Below are 17,070 nucleotides of genomic sequence, written 5' to 3'. Positions count from 1 at the left end.
GGTGTCTTATTAAAGCTTTAGTAGATTATTATTAATTTATTTTTTATAATAAACCTGTTAGGTAGGCACATAAAAGGATGCCGTTTCAATCCCTAACGCAATCAATAGCAAAGTTTATTACATTGCCATAAAGTGTTTTTTTATTTGATGAATCCATTTTCAAAATTCATAAGAAATAGTTTAATAACTTAGCTAATAAAAATTAAGATTGTCATTATTGTTCGTGCATAAGTTTTTCAAATGAATTTAAAGTATCTCTGTAGTCTATTTTTAATTATTTCGATTCACATATCAAATCAATCACTATCAGCGCAAAATATTGAAATTAAAGGAAAAGTTGTTGAAAAGGTTGGTAAACAACCACTAGCTTACAGCACTGTAGCCTTATTAGATACTGACTCAAATAAAACAATAACGGGAGTGATAACTGCTGAAAATGGTACCTTTAGAATTAATACAGAGGCTAATAACTTTTACGTTCAAATTAGTTTTATGGGTTTTGTCTCAAAAACTATTAAAACTTTTGATGTTAATAATGGTAAAATTAATCTAGGAACTATTTTACTGGAGGAAGATGCAGAACAATTAGGGGAAGTTTTAGTGCAAGCTGAGGTTTCATCTTCGCAATTCAAGTTAGATAAACGTGTTTTCAATGTAGGTAAAGATTTAAGTACCACTGGGGCTAGTGCTCTAGAAGTTTTAAATAATGTACCATCTGTAAATGTAGATATTGAAGGCGCAATAAGTTTACGTGGTAGTACAGGAGTACAAGTTTTAATAAACGGGAAACCTTCTATTTTAACAGAGGACGGTGGTGCTTTAGGTAGTATTACTGCAGACATGATTGATAGGGTAGAGGTTATAACTAACCCTTCAGCTAAATACGATGCCGAAGGAACATCAGGAATTATAAATATTGTTATTAAAAAGGACGAGCGTAAGGGGCTAAATGGTGCTTTTAGCTTAAATGCCGGAGTGCCAGATAATAATAGTTTTGGTTTGAGTTTAAACAGACGTTCAGAAAGGTTTAATTTATTCACCCAACTTGGTTTAGGAAGACGAGTTTATCCTCGCGATTCTGAAAATATAAATGAGAATCTTGAAAATAGTACATCTATATTAAGTGAAGGTAGAAATTTAAGAGTAGAAAAATTTTATAATATAACTTTAGGAACAGATTATTATATCAATTCCAACAATGTAATAACGCTATCAGGGAATTTTGCTTATGAAATTGAAGATCAACCATCAGATATTAATTTTAAAGCCCTTGGTTCTGATAATAACATAACGTCTGAATGGAATCGTAGAGAAACTACAGAAGCAACCAATCCAAAGTGGCAATATGAATTAGTCTATAAACGAGATTTTGAGGATCATGAAGATCATGATTTACTTTTAAGTGCTACAGGAAATTCTTTTGGGAAAGATTTAACCTCATTATTTGAAGATACAACACTATCTGGAGACAATAGGGATAATATACAAAACACTAGAACAGATTACTCTGATAACACATATACCTTTAAACTGGATTACACAAAACCATTTTCTGAGATTTGGACTATGGAAACAGGGATGCAATATGTTATTAATGATATTGGGAATGATTTTGAAGTTCAGGATTTAGTTAATGGTGTATTTGAAACTGATTTCGACTTAACCAATAATTTTGAATTTGATCAAAAAGTGCTGGGAGCATATTTAATTGGAGGGTACGAATACGAGAATTGGGGATTAAAAGCAGGATTGCGATTAGAACAAACTGATTTAGTTACAACCCTTGTAAATACAAATCAATCCAATAAACAGAACTATACCAATTTGTTTCCAAGTATTCATACATCTTTTAAATTATCAGATGCTGTATCATTTCAAGCAGGGTATTCCGCTAGAATAAACAGACCAGGAATGCGTTCATTAAATCCGTTTTTTAGTATCCGTAATAACTTTAATATCAGACAAGGTAATCCAGGGCTTACACCAGAGTTTACAGATTCTTATGAATTAACAAGTATTTTTGATATAGGGAAAACATCTTTAAATTTTGGAGTTTTCCATAGGTATACAACAGATGTTATTGAACGCATCTCGGTTTTTCAAGATAACGTTAACACAAGTATGCCAGAAAACATCGGAACGAATAGTGCTTCTGGTATTGAATTTAATACTAAGTATAGTTTCGCTAAATGGTTAACCTGTAATATTGATTTTAACTATAACCAATTTGATAGAAAAGGAACTTTTGAATCAACCGTTTTTGATTTTAATGGTAGCCAATGGGGATCAAAACTCATGGCTAAATTCAAGTTGCCAGCTAAAATTGATTTAGAAGCGGTTGGTAATCATCAATCAAAAGTAAAAACTGTGCAGGGTATAAGAAGCGCAAATACCTTTCTTGATATTGGTATACGTAAAAAGATATTGAAAGATAAAGGTGTTATTAATTTAAGTATCAGGGATGTGTTTGCTTCAAGGTTTTTTGAAACCTTTATTGAGCAAGATAACTCAAAAGCTTACAGCTTTAGTCAGCGTGGTCGATTTGTAGCCATTGGGTTTAGCTATGGCTTTGGTAAAGGTGAAGCTATGGAATATTTAGGGGGAAAAAGACGTTAAATAATTTTACTGTTTAGTAAAAATAATAGAATCTTTTGCTGTAAGGTTCCAAGTATCAACTAAACCAGCATTAATTTCTAATACATATTTTGCTGGACCATTTGAGGGAAGTGAAGATTCATCAAAAGGTTTTGCGTTCTTTTGGAAGCTAACAATATTAGTGTCTGCATCAATGTATATTAAATCCAGAGGAATTTTAGTGTTTTTCATATAGAAGAAACGTTCACGTTCATCATCAAAAATAAATAACATACCTTGATTTTTTTCCATTTGATTTCGGTACATTAAACCTGTTTGAATGTCAAAATCTGTATCTGCAATTTCAATATCTAAACTAATTTTTGAAGAATCAGCAGATTTAAAAATTGTAAGTTCTCCTTCTTTAGTGAATGTAACTTCGGTTTGTGTAATGACTTTTTTATTGTCTTTACAAGACATATATATCAAAAGCGATAGAGTCGTAAAGAGTAAAAAGTTACGTTTTAAAAACATAATTTACTTATTAGCATTTTTGGGTTTGTAAACAAACATAAAGTATAGGCCAATAAGAACAAAAGGAATACTTAGCCACTGTCCAGTATTTAAGTTAAACCAATTGATGTACTCGTCCCCTTGGGGTTCTTTGGTGAATTCTATAAAGAATCTAATCGACCAAAGTAGTACTAAAAATAAGCCAAATAAGAAACCAGGTTGGTCTTTTTTTGTTGTTTTGGAGTAGAAATACCACAAGATTAGAAATACAAAAATGTAACAAAACGATTCGTAAAGTTGTGATGGGTGTCTGTATGGAACAGCTTCAAGTAAGTTTTGATATTGTGAATTCTCAGTAACTGCATTATACGCTTTTTGAACATCTTTAATACCAGTACGTTGTACAATTTCACTTTTATAATATTGATCCTGAATGAAGCGTACACCTAGCGGAAAGTCTCCAGAAGCTTTTCCAATAATTTCAGAATTTATAAAGTTTCCAATTCTAATAAAAATAGCACCAGAAGATACAGGAATAACAATCCTATCTAAAATCCAAAGTATTGATTTATAGGTGTACTTTCTACGGTACAAATACATGCCAATAATAATACCAATAGCAGCACCATGACTCGCTAAGCCTTGAAATCCTGTAAACTCAAACCCGCCTTTAAACTTAAACGGTAAGAAAATACTAAAGAAGTCTTCTGAAATTAACTCCGATTGATAAAATAGTACATGCCCTAACCTTGCACCTAACATAGTAGCTAAAACCGTATAAATAAATAAGGGGTCTAGATAATCAAGAGATACTTTCTCTTTAGTGAAAATACGTTTCATGATATACCAACCCAAAATAAAAGCAACAATCCACATCACACTATAAAAGTGTAGTTTGAAGTTTCCAACAATATCAATTCCTGTTATCGGATTCCAATCAAATTTTAATGCTTGCATAGGTTTTGTTTTTCAGCGTAAATATAAAGGTTTGATATGGTATTTATGTTAAAATTTATCTAAGAAGTTTTAAGACTTCAACCTCAAAAATAATATTGGTTTTACCAGGTACGGTATTACCTCCAGCTTCCCCAAAGCCTAAATGGTATGGTATAAATAAAGTAGCTTTGTCTCCAACGCTTAACTGTTGTAGGCCTTCTTTAAACCCTGGAATCATTTGTGCATCAGGTCCAATATCGGCTCGGATAGGTTGGTATTTGTTAGTTGCTTTCTTTTTGTTATTAACAGCATTAAGATTTTCTGCGACTTCTAACTTGCTAGTTTTAATAAGTTTGCCATCCTCAGTAAAAACTGTATAATGCACCAAAGCTTCAGCATCTTCATGCAGATGCAGTCCTGTTCCTTTTTCAGAAATGAAATATTGTAAGCCAGATTCAAGTTTAATAGCTTTGGCTTTTTGTTTTTTAAATTTTTCTAAAGTCGATTTTACAAGAGCTTCCGTTTTAGCTTTCCTTTCTTTCTCTAAACGTTCTTCTTCAATGAAATGACTTTCAAAAAACTCGGATGCATCAAAATTTTTAGCATCACTACCTTTTCGAATAATATTAAGTTTTTTAATTAAAACAGGTTCTATGGGTCTATAATCTTTATCGGTTTTTACTTGAGATATGGAGTCTAAAACATCAAGTCCTATAACAAGTTCTCCAAAAACAGTATGTTTATTATCTAGACCTGGTCTTGGTATTTCAGTAATAAAAAATTGGCTTCCGTTAGTTTTCGGACCAAAATTGGCCATAGATAAAACCCCTGCTTTATCATGCTTTAAACTGGGATGGAATTCGTCTTTAAACTTATAACCAGGGTTTCCAGAGCTTTTGCCATTTGGTGTACCAGCTTGTACTATTGAATTGTCAATAACCCGATGAAAAAGTGTGTTGTTAAAATAAGGTTTGTTTTTGTATTCTGCTTTTGCTAGTGTATTAGAACCTTCAGATAATGATACAAAATTGGCAACAGTAACTGGCGTTTTTTTGTAAGTTAATTTAGCAACCATAATACCTTTTGTGGTTACAAATTCTGCATAAATACCATCATCTAGGTTGTCATACTTCTCACTACATGAAGAGAAATTTGCTAGAACAAGTGCTAGTATAAAAACTCGAATAGCACTTTTTAAAAGCATATTATGGCGTTTGATTTTGGGTAATAGAATTAATGGTAACTTCACAAATCAAAGGCACATTACTGCCAATTTTATTTTCATCACCGTAGTAACCATAAGCTTTTTGAGAAGGAAACAGAAACGTAGCCGTTTCACCACTTTTCATTAGCTTTAAACCTTCACGCAACCCAGTAAATAACTCCTCCTTATCCATGGCATAGGTTCGTGTTTTAATCTCTTCAGTAGAATAAATAGTGTTGCCATTAATGCCTTTAACATTGTAATTGTAATTTACAATATCACCAAATGCAGGTGTTATTAAGGAGTCGTTTTCAATTTTATTATTGTAGTAATACCAGAATCCACTTTCAGAAGCGATATAATCTTGCTCTTCTTGCTTCATAAGGTTCTCAATAAGCGCTTTTTCCTTAGCGTTTAGCTTTTTATTACGCTCTACAGAGGCATCTATAAAGGATCCTGATGTAGCGGAAACAGGGCGTCTAGCTTCAGGGGTTTTACAGCCAAAGGCTAGTAAAACCAAAGCTATGGTAAGTAATTTATTCATTATTTAGGGCTTTGTTATAAGTAGGTAATATACTAATAAATTTTTCAACTGTTTTTTCGAGAGATAAATAACTCTTTCCTCCAGCGGCATTAGTATGGCCGCCACCACCAAAATGAGCTCTAGACATTTCGTTAACAGAAAAGCTTCCTTTGGAGCGTAACGATATTTTTATAATGCCTTCATTTCTATCCTCAATAAAAATAGCGGCAAGTACAATGCCGTCTAGAGACAGACCATAATTTACAACACCTTCAGTGTCTCCTTTTTTATAATTATACTTTTGTAGCTCGTTTTGAGACAGCGTAATATAAGCTGTTCTTAACTCTGGTATTACTTTTAAATTGCTGAGTGCACAACCTAATAGCTGTAAACGTTCATAAGAGTTTGTGTCATAAACATTGTTATGGATATCAGAATTATTTGCACCTTTTTCAATCAGTTTTGCTACAATGTTATGTGTAGTGCTTGTAGTAGAAGGAAATCTAAAAGAGCCTGTGTCGGTCATAATGCCAACATAAAGACAGGTCGCAATATTACTATCAACAGCATCAGCATTTCCTAACATATCGATAAAATGATAAACCATTTCGCAAGTAGAACTCATACTAACGTCACTGTACATATAAGTAGCATAATCATCGGGAGCTTGATGATGATCTATCATGATTTTTAATCCATTACTTTCAGTTAAAACAGATTCCATATCTCCTGTTCTATGAAATGCATTAAAATCTAAAGTAAAGATAATATCAGCATCTTTTATAAGCGCATCGCAAACACCAGATTGGTAATCGTATTTTAAAATAGTTTCATTTCCAGGAATCCATTTTAAGAACGAAGGATAATCATTGGGAACCAAAACATTTACTTTATGACCGCTTTTAATTAAATAATGGTAAAGGCCCAAAGTAGAACCAATAGCATCACCATCAGGGTTTTTATGAGGTACTATAACAATCTTTTTTTTAGTAGATAAAAGCTGCTTTATGCTTGCAATGTCTTGTTTTTTCATAGTTTGCAAAGATACAATTTTTTTAAAATTAGAAATATTGCAAATCCGTAGAAATAGATTACTTTTGCACCCAAAATAACAACAGATTTGTAAAATTGTTTTCTAGAATTTGTTTTGTTATTTCATGAAGACATATTTAACAAATATTTATTATCTGAATACATAAAATAATAACAATGGCAACAAATAGAACATTTACAATGCTTAAGCCAGATGCGGTTGAAAAAGGACACATTGGTGCAATCTTAGAAAAAATTTCAGCTTCAGGGTTTAGAATTGTAGCTATGAAATTAACACAAATGACCACTGCAGATGCAGAAACATTTTACGCAATACATAAAGAGCGTCCATTTTTTCCAGAGTTAGTGGAATATATGACACGCGGACCCATAGTTGCAGCTATCTTAGAAAAGGAAAACGCTGTAGAAGATTTTAGAACATTAATTGGAGCTACAAATCCTGCAGATGCCGCAGAAGGTACCATTAGAAAAATGTATGCAGATTCAATAAGTGAAAACGCAGTACATGGTAGTGATAGTGATGATAATGCAGCTATAGAAGGTGCATTTCACTTCTCTGGAAGAGAGCAGTTTTAAAACTGTTTATCATAAAAATAAAAAAATCCAGCAACATAGTTGCTGGATTTTCTTGTTTAAAAACGTGTATATGTGGTACTAAACTACTTTTACGTTTACGGCATTTAAGCCTTTTCTACCTTCCTGTAAATCAAACTCAACAATATCGCCTTCGCGAATTTCATCGATTAATCCAGAAATGTGAACAAAATGTTCTGTGTTTGAACCTTCTTCAGTTATAAATCCGAATCCTTTAGAATCGTTGAAGAATTTTACTGTTCCTTTACTCATTGTATTAAATTTAAATTATTATGTTTCATATAGAGCAAACTTAATGCCACAAAAAAAGCCTATCAAAACTGATAGGCTTTTAATTGTAATTGTTAAAGTATATATTAGATTACTTTTACGTTTACGGCGTTTAATCCTTTTTTACCTTCTTGTAAATCAAATTCTACGGCATCACCTTCACGAATTTCATCGATTAATCCAGAAATGTGTACGAAATGTTCTTTGTTGTTGTCGTCTTCAGTTATGAATCCAAAACCTTTAGAATCATTGAAAAATTTTACTGTACCTTTATTCATTGTGTAACTATTAAATTAATATGTTTTGCAAAGATACTTCCAATTAATTTATAAATCACTATAAACAAAAAAGCCTATCAAAATAGATAGGCTTTTAATTGTAATTGTTAAAGTATATATTAGATTACTTTTACGTTTACGGCGTTTAATCCTTTTCTACCTTCTTGTAGATCGAACTCAACATTGTCGCCTTCACGAATTTCATCGATTAATCCTGAAATGTGTACGAAATGTTCTTTGTTGTTGTCCTCTTCAATAATGAATCCAAAACCTTTTGAATCGTTAAAGAATTTTACGGTACCTTTACTCATTGTATTTGTATTATAAAATTAAAGCCCAAAGGTAGTATAAATAATTGTACAAAATCAAAAATTATACATTTATTTAATAATTAACTCAAAGTGTAATTATCTTAAAATCAATTTTTTAATAATTACTTTACCCAATTCTTCATTAAGCATGTTAATTATCTTTTCCTTACCGTAGCTTAATTCTTCACGTAAAACACTAGAACTCAATTGCACATATAAAGTCTCACGCTCTAAGTTTACAGACAGGGTATAATTGTTAACCCCATTCCCCATAAGTTTCTCCCAAGCATCCGCCACATTAACCTTATTTAAGCCTTTTTCAAGTTTATTTGTAGAAACAAACTCCTTTAAAGCGTCGCCAATACTCAAGTTTTCATTATTACGTTTTGCCATGGTTTAATTACAATAGAGTCAAAATTTATGTTTCGTAAAAGTATAAAAATTATTTGGGCGTTACCACAAGGGTCGGGCTTTCCAATACAATCTTTTTTTTAAGCTTCGCTTCGGTATCTTCAACCAAAAAGTATTTTGGTTTCGATAGTCTCAAAAAAGGATTTCCTTTACAATCCCTAACGCAATTATCTGCTATCTTATTTTTTTAATTAAAGCTGTATTTACTTTTGGAGAGGTTCGTTTAACGATGGATATGACGTCGTTCTTTAATGACTTATATCCATCGTTAAACGAAGTTAGCTGAAATTTTTTACAAAATCAAACACTATTAAGCAAAAGAATTTGTGAATGAGTGACTAAGCATCAAAGTCTAAAAATCTCATAACTCTGGTGCACTTGTTTTACAGCATGTTCGGTACGTTCAGCATGTGTATCACTAATAAACAATTGCCCAAAATTCTCATCGTCAACAAGTTTAATAATCTGTGCTACGCGTTGCTCATCCAACTTATCAAAAATATCATCTAAAAGTAAAATGGGGTTCACGCCACTTTGCGCTTTAATAAAATCAAACTGAGCCAGTTTTAAAGCAATCAAAAACGATTTTTGCTGGCCTTGACTACCAAATTTTTTAATTGGGTGGCTTTCAATATTAAAGTGTAAATCATCTTTATGGATGCCTACACTAGTAAATTGTAACGCCTTATCTTTATTTATTGAGGCTTTTAAAAGCGTATTCAAATCATCTTCAAATAAATGGCTATTATATGCCAAATCTACAACCTCATTACCATTACTAATAGCTTCGTAACGCGATTTAAAAATAGGAATAAAGGCTTTTAAAAACGCATTGCGTTTTTCAAAAATTAGTGTGCCATATTCAGTAAGTTGATTATTGTAAACCTCTAAAGTATCGTTGTTAAATGTGTGGTTTAGCGCAAAATATTTTAGTAAAGCATTACGTTGCGCCAATATTTTATTGTAATTTATTATATAGCTTAAGTAATTTTTATCGCTCTGTGAAATTACGCTATCTATAAATTTTCTTCGTGTGCTACTACCTTCAATAATCAAATCCCTATCTGCTGGAGAAATAATAACTAAAGGTAAAAAACCAATATGTTCACTAAATTTCTCATAAGCTTTACCATTGCGCTTAATAACTTTTTTTTGTCCACGCTTTAAGCTTATTGCTACTTTTTCAGTTTTGTCATTCTTATCATAATCACCATTAATCACAAAGAAATCTTCATCATGCTTAATATTCTGTGTTGCCACAGGATTAAAATAACTTTTCCCAAAAGATAAATGATAAATGGCATCCAATACATTCGTCTTTCCAATTCCGTTATTACCAACAATACAATTTATTTTATCATTGAAAATGAACGACTTACTATCAAAATTTTTGTAATTAAGTAAAGACAGCGATTTTAAAATCATACAAAAAGCAACTTATAGCCTATTTTGAGGTTAAACTCTTGAAAAGATGTGCAAATTATTGAAAAATATCAAATAAATACCCTTTTAGTTATGAAGAAAAATTATATTTTTGCGCGACAATAATTTTAGAAAGCACACAATGGCAACTTACAAGAAAAGAGGACATAAACCAAAAACAAAAGTTGAGAAGCAACAGAATATAGAAGAGGGATCTACAACTGCTGAGGTTTTTAATACCCTTGATGAAACGGCTTCTAAAACAGAAGACTTTGTAGCAAAGAATCAAAAATATATTTTCATAGTCATCGGCTTAGTAGCGCTAGTGGTTTTGGCATCTTTAGGTTATAAAGAATTTATTGCAAAACCAAAGCAAGAAGCTGCTATGAACGATATGTTTCAAGCGCAAAAGTATTTTGACCAAGCCGTTACAGGAACTGCAAAAGATTCATTGTACAACTTAGCTTTAAACGGCGGTGAAGGTAAATTTGGTATGTTGGATATTATTGAAGAATACAGTGGTACACCTTCTGCTAATTTAGCTAACTATTACGCAGGTACAGCTTACTTAAGATTAAAAAAATATAATGAGGCTATTGAATATTTAAGCAATTTTAAAAGTGATGATGAAATACTAGCACCATTAGCAAAAGGTAATATTGGTGATGCTTATGTTCAAGGAAATCAACCAGAGGATGCTTTGGATGCTTATGAGCAAGCAGCAGAAATGCGAGATAACGAATTTACAACACCAATGTACTTGTTTAAAGCGGGTACCATTGCACTTGATTTAGGAAAAGCAGATAAAGCACTGGCATACTTTAAGAGAATAAAAGATGATTATGCCAATTCTACTGAAGCTTCAAAAGTAGATGTGTTTATTGGAAAAGCTCAGGTGTTGGCAAATAAGTAATTCTTAATTACTATGGCTACGGCAAATAAAAACTTATCAGATTACGATAAAGCAACAATCCCAGACGCGAGTAAATTTCGGTTTGGGATTGTTGTTTCTGAATGGAATGATAATATCACTGAAGGCTTGTATAAAGGCGCTTACGATGCGCTAATTGATAATGGTGTGTTGCCAAATAATATTATCCGTTGGAATGTTCCTGGAAGTTTTGAGTTAATTTACGGTTGTAAAAAAATGCAAGAACAAATGGTTAATGCTGTTATTGCTATTGGAAGCGTTATTCAAGGGGAAACCAAACATTTTGATTTTGTTTGCGAGGGTGTTACACAAGGGATTAAAGACTTAAATGTAACGCGCGAAACACCGGTTATTTTCTGCGTGCTTACAGATAATACGATGCAACAAGGACTCGAACGTTCTGGAGGAAAGCATGGTAATAAAGGAACCGAAGCTGCTATAGCTGCTATTAAAATGGCAGAACTCAGGAAAAATAGTTAATATATAACGTCACTGCGAGTTTTACTTTTTTGTAAAACGCGGCAGTCTGTTTGTTTTATAGATGGCTTTAGTCTCGCCTCCTTTGGAATAACAAATCACTTTTACTTTTCTTAACATTTTTTGGGAATTTCATCGCCTATTTCTGCATACTTTTAAGTATTTTTGAAAAGACGAGCAATACTAGATTTTGTTTAAACAACGCAAACATAGAACGTTTAATTATCAGTCAAGGTTTTCTAAAGAAAACCAAACAGATTCTAGTTTAAACGACAATGCTGATACCAAAGATTTTGTTTCAAAATGGAAACAAAGTAAGGGCACCAAAGTAAAGGCAAGAGGTGCTATGTCCATGAAGGTCTTAATCATGATTTTGGTATTATTATTGATTTGTATGTATGTATTAGAAAAAAAATACATGTAATCAAAAAACTAAGAAATCATGGGACTTTTAAAATTGCGTAAAAACAAAAAATTTAATTACACACCACGTTATTATGATGATAAAGGAGAAGGTAACCCTTTTGAAATCAAACATAAATTTGATGAATACAGAAAAACAGTTGGTGCAAATAAAGGAATAAAAGGAAAATTTAATGATGCTTTAGATGATTTAAAAAACAACCCAGATAGAGAGGCAAATCGTCGTATTTTGATTATTATAGCTATCTTGGTTTTAGTATTTTTATTTGTTATCGACTTCGATTTATCTATATTCTTACCTAAATAATTTATGGCAGACATCATACAGCTTTTACCCGATCATGTTGCAAATCAAATTGCCGCTGGAGAAGTTGTACAGCGTCCTGCCTCAGTAGTAAAAGAACTTCTAGAAAACGCTATTGATGCTAATTCTGATACCATAAAATTAATTATTAAAGACGCTGGTAAAACCCTTGTTCAAGTCATTGACAATGGAAAAGGCATGAGTAATACTGATGCAAGATTGAGTTTCGAGCGTCATGCCACATCAAAAATTAGAAACGCCGAAGATTTATTTCAATTACATACCAAAGGTTTTAGGGGAGAAGCATTGGCGAGTATAGCAGCCATTGCACATGTAGAGTTAAAAACCAAACAAGACCAAGAAGATGTTGGGACTTGTTTAATTATTGAAGGGAGTAATGTTGTTTCTCAAGAAGTTGTAGTTACACCAACAGGAACCTCAGTCTCAGTAAAAAATCTTTTTTTTAATATACCAGCACGACGTAATTTTTTAAAGTCTGATACGGTTGAGCTACGACATGTTATTGATGAGTTTCATCGTGTGGCTCTAGCACACCCTTCCATTAGTTTTGCTTTATATAACAACGGCAGTGAAACTTTTAATTTGCCAGTTAGTAACTACCGCCAACGTATTGTAAATATCTTTGGTAATAAGACTAATGAGAAATTGGTTCCTGTTGAAGAGGATACCGAAGTGCTTAAAATATCAGGATTTGTTGGTAAACCTGAATTTGCAAAAAAGACAAGAGGCGAGCAATACTTTTTCGTAAATAATCGATTTATAAAAAGTGCGTATTTAAATCATGCAATAGCTTCAGCGTTTGAAGGTTTGCTAAAAAATGGTACACATGCTAGTTATTTTTTAAATTTAACTGTAGACCCGCAAACTATCGATATTAATATTCACCCAACAAAAACTGAAATTAAGTTTGATGATGAGCATACGCTTTATGCTTTGTTGCGTTCTGCTGTTAAACACAGTTTGGGGCAGTTTAATATTGCACCAGTATTAGATTTTGAGCGCGACCCCAATCTAGACACACCTTATAGCTATAAACAAGCTGATACAGATGTGCCAAAGGTGGAAGTTGATAGAAGTTTTAATCCATTTCAAGAAGAAAAAGTATCAAAATCTTCAGGAGGAGGGACATCAACTTATAAAAGGGAACCAGCATCAAGTTGGGAAGGGTTATATGTTGGTTTAGAATCAAAGGGTAATCAAACCGAAAGGGATTTTACAGAAGTTCAATTTGAAAGTGAAGAACAAACAGGAACTTTTTTTGAAGATGACCAGATAGACCAGACCAATACCACGTATCAACTTCATAATAAATATATTGTAAGCACCATAAAATCTGGTATGTTGGTTATCGATCAACATCGCGCACATCAACGCATATTGTATGAAGACTTTTTAAAGAATCTAACCATAAAGGAAGCTGCTAGCCAGCAATTGTTATTTCCGTTACAACTCCATTTTTCACCTCAGGATATTGCTATTATAAATCAATTGAAAGATGACTTAGAGCACACTGGTTTTGTGTTCTCAAGTGTAAAAGATGAATCTGTTGATATTACGGGTGTGCCCATAGGGGTTCCAGAAAGTGAAGTGTCTATTATTTTAGAACAATTAATTAGTGATGTTGAAAACGAGGTGCCAGATACTCACTTTAGTGCAACAGATTTGTTGGCAAAATCTATGGCTAAAAGTTTAGCTATCAAAACAGGGCAATCTCTTCAAAGCGATGAGCAAGAACATTTGGTAAATAAGTTATTTGCTTGTAAAGAACCCAATGTTTCGCCTACTAACCGTACAACATTTATTACCATGAGTGTTGATGAGTTAGATAAAAAATTTATTTAAGATATGATGCGAATTTCAGAAACCGTTAAACATTTATTAATCATTAACGTGATTATGTTTATTGGTACATTATATATTGGAAATGGAAATCTATTCTACGAATGGTTTGCTATGTATTTTCCGCAAAATGATGCTTTTAAACCTTGGCAAATTATTACGCACATGTTTATGCATGGTGGAGCAATGCATATTTTCTTTAATATGTTTGCACTCTGGATGTTTGGTACACCAGTGGAGCAAGTTCTTGGCTCAAAGCGCTTTTTGTTTTTATACATTTCTGCTGGTTTGGGAGCTGTTTTACTTCAAGTTGGATTTTACTATTTTCAATACCTTCCAGATTATAATACCTTATTAGAGTCAGGATTATCGTCTCAGAGTATTAAACAAATGCTTACTACAAATGAAGTAAGTGCTGGTGTTACCCAATCTCAGGTAGCTCTGTTAAAAGACATATTTCCAGCTTACAATGCTTCCATGGTTGGAGCTTCAGGTTGTATTATGGGGGTTATGGCAGCTTTTGGAATGATGAATCCAAATGCTGAATTGATGATGATTTTTTTGCCAATTCCTATCAAAGCCAAATATTTTATCCCAGGAATTATAATTTTAGATTTAATCTCGGGTTTAACAGGACAATCCTTTTTTAGCCCAAGTAATACAGCATACATGGCACACGTAGGTGGTGCTGTTACAGGTTTCTTAATCATGTGGTACTGGAAGAAAAATCAGTTTAACCAAAACCGTTGGTATTAAATGACAACGCTTAATCAGGATATAAAAAAGAAGCTCTCTAACCTTAATGTGCTTGAAAAGATAATAGCCATTAATTTAGTGATTTTTTTGCTCGCTTTAATTTTAAGAATGAATTTTACTTGGTTTGAATTACCTAGTGATTTTTCTAAGTTTATCTTAAAACCGTGGACCATTATATCCTATGCTTTTCTACATTACGACTTTTTTCACCTTCTATTTAATATGCTATGGCTCTATTTTTTAGGGCGTATGTTTTTAAATTTATTTAGTACCAAAATGGCATTAAATGTTTATTTTTTGGGAGCTATATCTGGCGGTTTGCTATTTATGTTATGCTATACTCTGTTTCCTAGTGTTTTTGGTGGGTATTCAAAGCTACTTGGTGCATCGGCAGCAGTAAGAGCATTATTGATTTTTCTTTGTGCTTACATGCCAAATCAAGAGATGCGTTTTTTTACATTTAACATCAAACTCTGGTACATTGGTGCTGCTATTGTGGTATTGGATGTTTTAGGAGTTTTTACTGGTATTAGTAACCAAGAAACGGGTAATGCGGGTGGAAATCTAGCGCATTTAGGAGGCGCTTTCTTAGGTTATTTTTACGCAAAACAACTCACCAAAGGAAAAGATATTGGTAAAGGTTTTGAAAAATTTATGGATAGTATTGCGAGCTTATTTAAAGCATCAAAAAAAGTACCTTTAAAAACGGTACATAAAAATAAAAGTAAAGTAGGTGGCTATACTAAAGCTGATTTTAATGAGTTTAATAACCAGAAGAAAATTGATGTTATCCTAGATAAAATCAGTAAAAGTGGTTATGATAGTTTAACTTCAGAAGAAAAAGAATTCTTATTTAGAGCTGGAAAGTAATACCATGAAGAAACTAAAGTTTATTGATAAATTATTATGGTTAGTCAATAGAATATTAGCTGTTCTCTTATTATTATCTTTCATCCTTCCTTTTTTACCTCCAAAAACGTTTGCAATACTATCTGTTTTAAGTTTGGGTGTTGCATTACTTATCTTAGTTAATGTACTTTTCTTTTTATACTGGTTAGTAAAGCTTAAAAAGCAATTTATTTTATCACTTGTGGTTCTTGCTATTGGGTATTTTTCATTCGGATCATTATATAAATTTTCATCTTCTAAGCATGTTAATGCTTCCGGCAACTTTAAGGTAATGAATTATAACGTTAGGTTATTTAATTTGTACGAATGGATTCCCGAAAAAGGGATAGAAAAAAAAATGGTTGATTTTATTAAAAATGAATCACCAGACGTGTTGAGTTTGCAAGAATATCACCCGCATAAAAATATCGATTTGTCTTTCTTTAAATATAAGTTTGAAAAGTTATCTGGAACGAAAACACGATATGGGCAAGCTATTTTTTCTCAATATCCTATTGTGAATTCTGGGTCTGTTGAGTTTCCTGATACTGGAAATAATGCTATTTATGCCGATGTTGTAAAGGGTGAAGATACGATTAGGTTTTATAATATCCATTTGGAGTCTTTGCGTATTGACCCAAAAGTTGAAAACCTTGACACCAAAGAGTCAGAACGTTTATTTAAACGTATAGGTACAGCGTTTAAAATGCAGCAATTTCAAACAGAGCTTTTTTTAATGCATAAAACCCAATGTGATTATAAAATGGTTATTTGTGGCGATTTTAACAACACAGCATTCTCTTATGTTTACAGGAAGATAAAAGGTGACTTAAATGATACGTTTAAGGAAGCTGGTAATGGTTTTGGGCGCACTTACGATTTTAAATTCTTCCCAGTTCGTATTGATTTTATATTGGCTGATAAAGGCTTTGATGTGAATGGTTTTAAGGCCTATAATCAGCATTATTCTGACCATTATCCAATAATGACTACGCTTAGCTTAAATTGAAATAAAAGAGTTTAATATTAGGGATTACATCAGAGCACAGTCCAATGCATCTGAAATAATATGGATTACTAACCCTAATCCAACCAACCGCGACTTTTTAGGAAAGCACAAAAAGAAATAAAACAAAATAAAGAAAGATGAGTGTAACGGGTGAAAACCAATACTGCATCTGCTAGGATCAAAAACAGGTGTTGCTAGTAGATGGTCTAAATCAATTAGCATACCAGCTATCATGATAAGATAAGCGTATTTCCAATTCGATTTATAAAACAATAACGCAATTAGAAGAGGTAATAAAAAATGACTCCCATAATGGATGAATGATTGAAACAT

General features: G+C 32.4%; 21 protein-coding genes. 10 read left to right on the top strand and 11 right to left on the bottom strand.

Annotated elements, in window-relative coordinates; all coding sequences use genetic code 11:
• Positions 1-240 precede the first annotated feature (240 nt).
• Complete coding sequence (locus Q0772_RS01250; RefSeq protein WP_298339107.1) at positions 241-2,616, top strand: TonB-dependent receptor; 2,376 nt, start codon at positions 241-243, stop codon at positions 2,614-2,616.
• A 6-nt stretch (positions 2,617-2,622) separates the two neighbouring features.
• Here the strand turns inward: Q0772_RS01250 and Q0772_RS01245 are convergent, their stop codons facing one another.
• Genes Q0772_RS01245 through Q0772_RS01225 form a run of 5 tightly spaced genes read right to left on the bottom strand, consistent with a single transcriptional unit; the run spans position 2,623 to position 6,783 of the window.
• Complete coding sequence (locus tag Q0772_RS01245) at positions 2,623-3,054, bottom strand: DUF192 domain-containing protein (RefSeq protein WP_298339104.1); 432 nt, start codon at positions 3,052-3,054, stop codon at positions 2,623-2,625.
• A gap of 57 nt (positions 3,055-3,111) precedes the next feature.
• A complete protein-coding gene (lgt, locus tag Q0772_RS01240) occupies positions 3,112-4,044 on the bottom strand; it encodes a prolipoprotein diacylglyceryl transferase (RefSeq protein ID WP_298339101.1) in 933 nt (310 codons plus the stop codon).
• 55 nt (positions 4,045-4,099) lie between these two features.
• Positions 4,100-5,227 (bottom strand): peptidylprolyl isomerase, encoded by a 1,128-nt coding sequence (locus Q0772_RS01235; RefSeq protein ID WP_298339098.1) that lies wholly within the window; start codon positions 5,225-5,227, stop codon positions 4,100-4,102.
• Between the two features lies 1 nt (position 5,228).
• Positions 5,229-5,771 carry a gliding motility-associated peptidyl-prolyl isomerase GldI gene (gene gldI, locus Q0772_RS01230; protein WP_298339095.1) on the bottom strand — a complete coding sequence of 181 codons (543 nt, stop codon included), beginning with the start codon at positions 5,769-5,771 and terminating at the stop codon, positions 5,229-5,231.
• Positions 5,764-6,783 (bottom strand): bifunctional oligoribonuclease/PAP phosphatase NrnA, encoded by a 1,020-nt coding sequence (locus Q0772_RS01225; protein ID WP_298339092.1) that lies wholly within the window; start codon positions 6,781-6,783, stop codon positions 5,764-5,766. The genes gldI and Q0772_RS01225 overlap by 8 nt, the downstream gene beginning before the upstream one ends.
• Positions 6,784-6,959: 176 nt before the next feature.
• On the opposite strand from Q0772_RS01225, the gene Q0772_RS01220 reads away from it, so the two are divergent.
• Positions 6,960-7,379 carry a nucleoside-diphosphate kinase gene (locus Q0772_RS01220; protein ID WP_298339089.1) on the top strand — a complete coding sequence of 140 codons (420 nt, stop codon included), beginning with the start codon at positions 6,960-6,962 and terminating at the stop codon, positions 7,377-7,379.
• A gap of 78 nt (positions 7,380-7,457) precedes the next feature.
• On the opposite strand, the gene Q0772_RS01215 is transcribed toward Q0772_RS01220, so the two are convergent.
• The 5 genes from Q0772_RS01215 to Q0772_RS01195 all read right to left on the bottom strand — a co-directional run bounded on the left by Q0772_RS01215 (position 7,458) and on the right by Q0772_RS01195 (position 10,092).
• Positions 7,458-7,649 (bottom strand): cold shock domain-containing protein, encoded by a 192-nt coding sequence (locus tag Q0772_RS01215; RefSeq protein WP_298339087.1) that lies wholly within the window; start codon positions 7,647-7,649, stop codon positions 7,458-7,460.
• A gap of 104 nt (positions 7,650-7,753) precedes the next feature.
• Positions 7,754-7,945 (bottom strand): cold shock domain-containing protein, encoded by a 192-nt coding sequence (locus tag Q0772_RS01210; protein WP_298339084.1) that lies wholly within the window; start codon positions 7,943-7,945, stop codon positions 7,754-7,756.
• Between the two features lie 119 nt (positions 7,946-8,064).
• Positions 8,065-8,256, bottom strand: coding sequence for a cold-shock protein (locus Q0772_RS01205; RefSeq protein WP_139002275.1), 192 nt, complete (start codon positions 8,254-8,256; stop codon positions 8,065-8,067).
• A gap of 96 nt (positions 8,257-8,352) precedes the next feature.
• Positions 8,353-8,649, bottom strand: a complete 297-nt coding sequence (locus Q0772_RS01200) for a DUF721 domain-containing protein (protein WP_298339076.1) — start codon at positions 8,647-8,649, stop codon at positions 8,353-8,355.
• Positions 8,650-9,012: 363 nt separating this feature from the next.
• Positions 9,013-10,092, bottom strand: coding sequence for a DNA replication/repair protein RecF (locus Q0772_RS01195; protein ID WP_298339073.1), 1,080 nt, complete (start codon positions 10,090-10,092; stop codon positions 9,013-9,015).
• Positions 10,093-10,231: 139 nt separating this feature from the next.
• Here Q0772_RS01195 and Q0772_RS01190 point away from each other — a divergent pair, with 139 nt between their 5' ends.
• The 8 genes from Q0772_RS01190 (at position 10,232) to Q0772_RS01155 (ending at position 16,737) form a co-directional block, all read left to right on the top strand.
• On the top strand, positions 10,232-11,002 hold the full coding sequence (locus Q0772_RS01190) for a tetratricopeptide repeat protein (RefSeq protein WP_298339069.1): 771 nt from the start codon (positions 10,232-10,234) through the stop codon (positions 11,000-11,002).
• Between the two features lie 12 nt (positions 11,003-11,014).
• Positions 11,015-11,500 (top strand): 6,7-dimethyl-8-ribityllumazine synthase, encoded by a 486-nt coding sequence (gene ribH, locus Q0772_RS01185; RefSeq protein WP_298339064.1) that lies wholly within the window; start codon positions 11,015-11,017, stop codon positions 11,498-11,500.
• 187 nt (positions 11,501-11,687) lie between these two features.
• Positions 11,688-11,921: a hypothetical protein gene (locus Q0772_RS01180; RefSeq protein ID WP_298339061.1), complete on the top strand. Its 234-nt coding sequence runs from the start codon at positions 11,688-11,690 to the stop codon at positions 11,919-11,921.
• Positions 11,922-11,939: 18 nt separating this feature from the next.
• Positions 11,940-12,227 carry a riboflavin synthase subunit beta gene (locus Q0772_RS01175; protein ID WP_298339058.1) on the top strand — a complete coding sequence of 96 codons (288 nt, stop codon included), beginning with the start codon at positions 11,940-11,942 and terminating at the stop codon, positions 12,225-12,227.
• 3 nt (positions 12,228-12,230) lie between these two features.
• Positions 12,231-14,087, top strand: coding sequence for a DNA mismatch repair endonuclease MutL (gene mutL / locus Q0772_RS01170; protein WP_298339055.1), 1,857 nt, complete (start codon positions 12,231-12,233; stop codon positions 14,085-14,087).
• Between the two features lie 3 nt (positions 14,088-14,090).
• A complete protein-coding gene (locus tag Q0772_RS01165) occupies positions 14,091-14,840 on the top strand; it encodes a rhomboid family intramembrane serine protease (protein WP_298339052.1) in 750 nt (249 codons plus the stop codon).
• Positions 14,841-15,710: a rhomboid family intramembrane serine protease gene (locus Q0772_RS01160; protein WP_298339049.1), complete on the top strand. Its 870-nt coding sequence runs from the start codon at positions 14,841-14,843 to the stop codon at positions 15,708-15,710.
• A gap of 4 nt (positions 15,711-15,714) precedes the next feature.
• The gene (locus tag Q0772_RS01155) at positions 15,715-16,737 is read left to right on the top strand and encodes an endonuclease/exonuclease/phosphatase family protein (protein ID WP_298339046.1); all 1,023 of its coding nucleotides are present in this window, start codon (positions 15,715-15,717) and stop codon (positions 16,735-16,737) included.
• A 24-nt stretch (positions 16,738-16,761) separates the two neighbouring features.
• Here the strand turns inward: Q0772_RS01155 and Q0772_RS01150 are convergent, their stop codons facing one another.
• The gene (locus tag Q0772_RS01150; RefSeq protein WP_298339042.1) at positions 16,762-17,070 is read right to left on the bottom strand and encodes a DUF6122 family protein; all 309 of its coding nucleotides are present in this window, start codon (positions 17,068-17,070) and stop codon (positions 16,762-16,764) included.

It is taken from the genome of uncultured Algibacter sp. (genome assembly GCF_947490405.1).
Taxonomy (GTDB): Bacteria; Bacteroidota; Bacteroidia; order Flavobacteriales; family Flavobacteriaceae; genus Algibacter_B.
This window is presented reverse-complemented; position numbering and strand designations above follow the sequence as displayed.

What these genes read in the sequence shown, in the direction of transcription:
- Q0772_RS01165 (WP_298339052.1), top strand. Translation starts at nt 14,091, where the DNA reads ATGATGCGAATTTCAGAAACCGTTAAACATTTATTAATCATTAACGTG.
- Q0772_RS01220 (WP_298339089.1), top strand. Translation starts at nt 6,960, where the DNA reads ATGGCAACAAATAGAACATTTACAATGCTTAAGCCAGATGCGGTTGAA.
- Q0772_RS01205 (WP_139002275.1), bottom strand. Translation starts at nt 8,256, where the DNA reads ATGAGTAAAGGTACCGTAAAATTCTTTAACGATTCAAAAGGTTTTGGA.
- Q0772_RS01215 (WP_298339087.1), bottom strand. Translation starts at nt 7,649, where the DNA reads ATGAGTAAAGGAACAGTAAAATTCTTCAACGATTCTAAAGGATTCGGA.
- Q0772_RS01210 (WP_298339084.1), bottom strand. Translation starts at nt 7,945, where the DNA reads ATGAATAAAGGTACAGTAAAATTTTTCAATGATTCTAAAGGTTTTGGA.
- Q0772_RS01225 (WP_298339092.1), bottom strand. Translation starts at nt 6,783, where the DNA reads ATGAAAAAACAAGACATTGCAAGCATAAAGCAGCTTTTATCTACTAAA.
- Q0772_RS01245 (WP_298339104.1), bottom strand. Translation starts at nt 3,054, where the DNA reads ATGTCTTGTAAAGACAATAAAAAAGTCATTACACAAACCGAAGTTACA.
- gldI (WP_298339095.1), bottom strand. Translation starts at nt 5,771, where the DNA reads ATGAATAAATTACTTACCATAGCTTTGGTTTTACTAGCCTTTGGCTGT.
- lgt (WP_298339101.1), bottom strand. Translation starts at nt 4,044, where the DNA reads ATGCAAGCATTAAAATTTGATTGGAATCCGATAACAGGAATTGATATT.
- mutL (WP_298339055.1), top strand. Translation starts at nt 12,231, where the DNA reads ATGGCAGACATCATACAGCTTTTACCCGATCATGTTGCAAATCAAATT.
- Q0772_RS01235 (WP_298339098.1), bottom strand. Translation starts at nt 5,227, where the DNA reads ATGCTTTTAAAAAGTGCTATTCGAGTTTTTATACTAGCACTTGTTCTA.
- Q0772_RS01150 (WP_298339042.1), bottom strand. Translation starts at nt 17,070, where the DNA reads ATGTTTCAATCATTCATCCATTATGGGAGTCATTTTTTATTACCTCTT.
- Q0772_RS01160 (WP_298339049.1), top strand. Translation starts at nt 14,841, where the DNA reads ATGACAACGCTTAATCAGGATATAAAAAAGAAGCTCTCTAACCTTAAT.
- Q0772_RS01195 (WP_298339073.1), bottom strand. Translation starts at nt 10,092, where the DNA reads ATGATTTTAAAATCGCTGTCTTTACTTAATTACAAAAATTTTGATAGT.
- Q0772_RS01175 (WP_298339058.1), top strand. Translation starts at nt 11,940, where the DNA reads ATGGGACTTTTAAAATTGCGTAAAAACAAAAAATTTAATTACACACCA.
- Q0772_RS01190 (WP_298339069.1), top strand. Translation starts at nt 10,232, where the DNA reads ATGGCAACTTACAAGAAAAGAGGACATAAACCAAAAACAAAAGTTGAG.
- ribH (WP_298339064.1), top strand. Translation starts at nt 11,015, where the DNA reads ATGGCTACGGCAAATAAAAACTTATCAGATTACGATAAAGCAACAATC.
- Q0772_RS01155 (WP_298339046.1), top strand. Translation starts at nt 15,715, where the DNA reads ATGAAGAAACTAAAGTTTATTGATAAATTATTATGGTTAGTCAATAGA.
- Q0772_RS01200 (WP_298339076.1), bottom strand. Translation starts at nt 8,649, where the DNA reads ATGGCAAAACGTAATAATGAAAACTTGAGTATTGGCGACGCTTTAAAG.
- Q0772_RS01250 (WP_298339107.1), top strand. Translation starts at nt 241, where the DNA reads ATGAATTTAAAGTATCTCTGTAGTCTATTTTTAATTATTTCGATTCAC.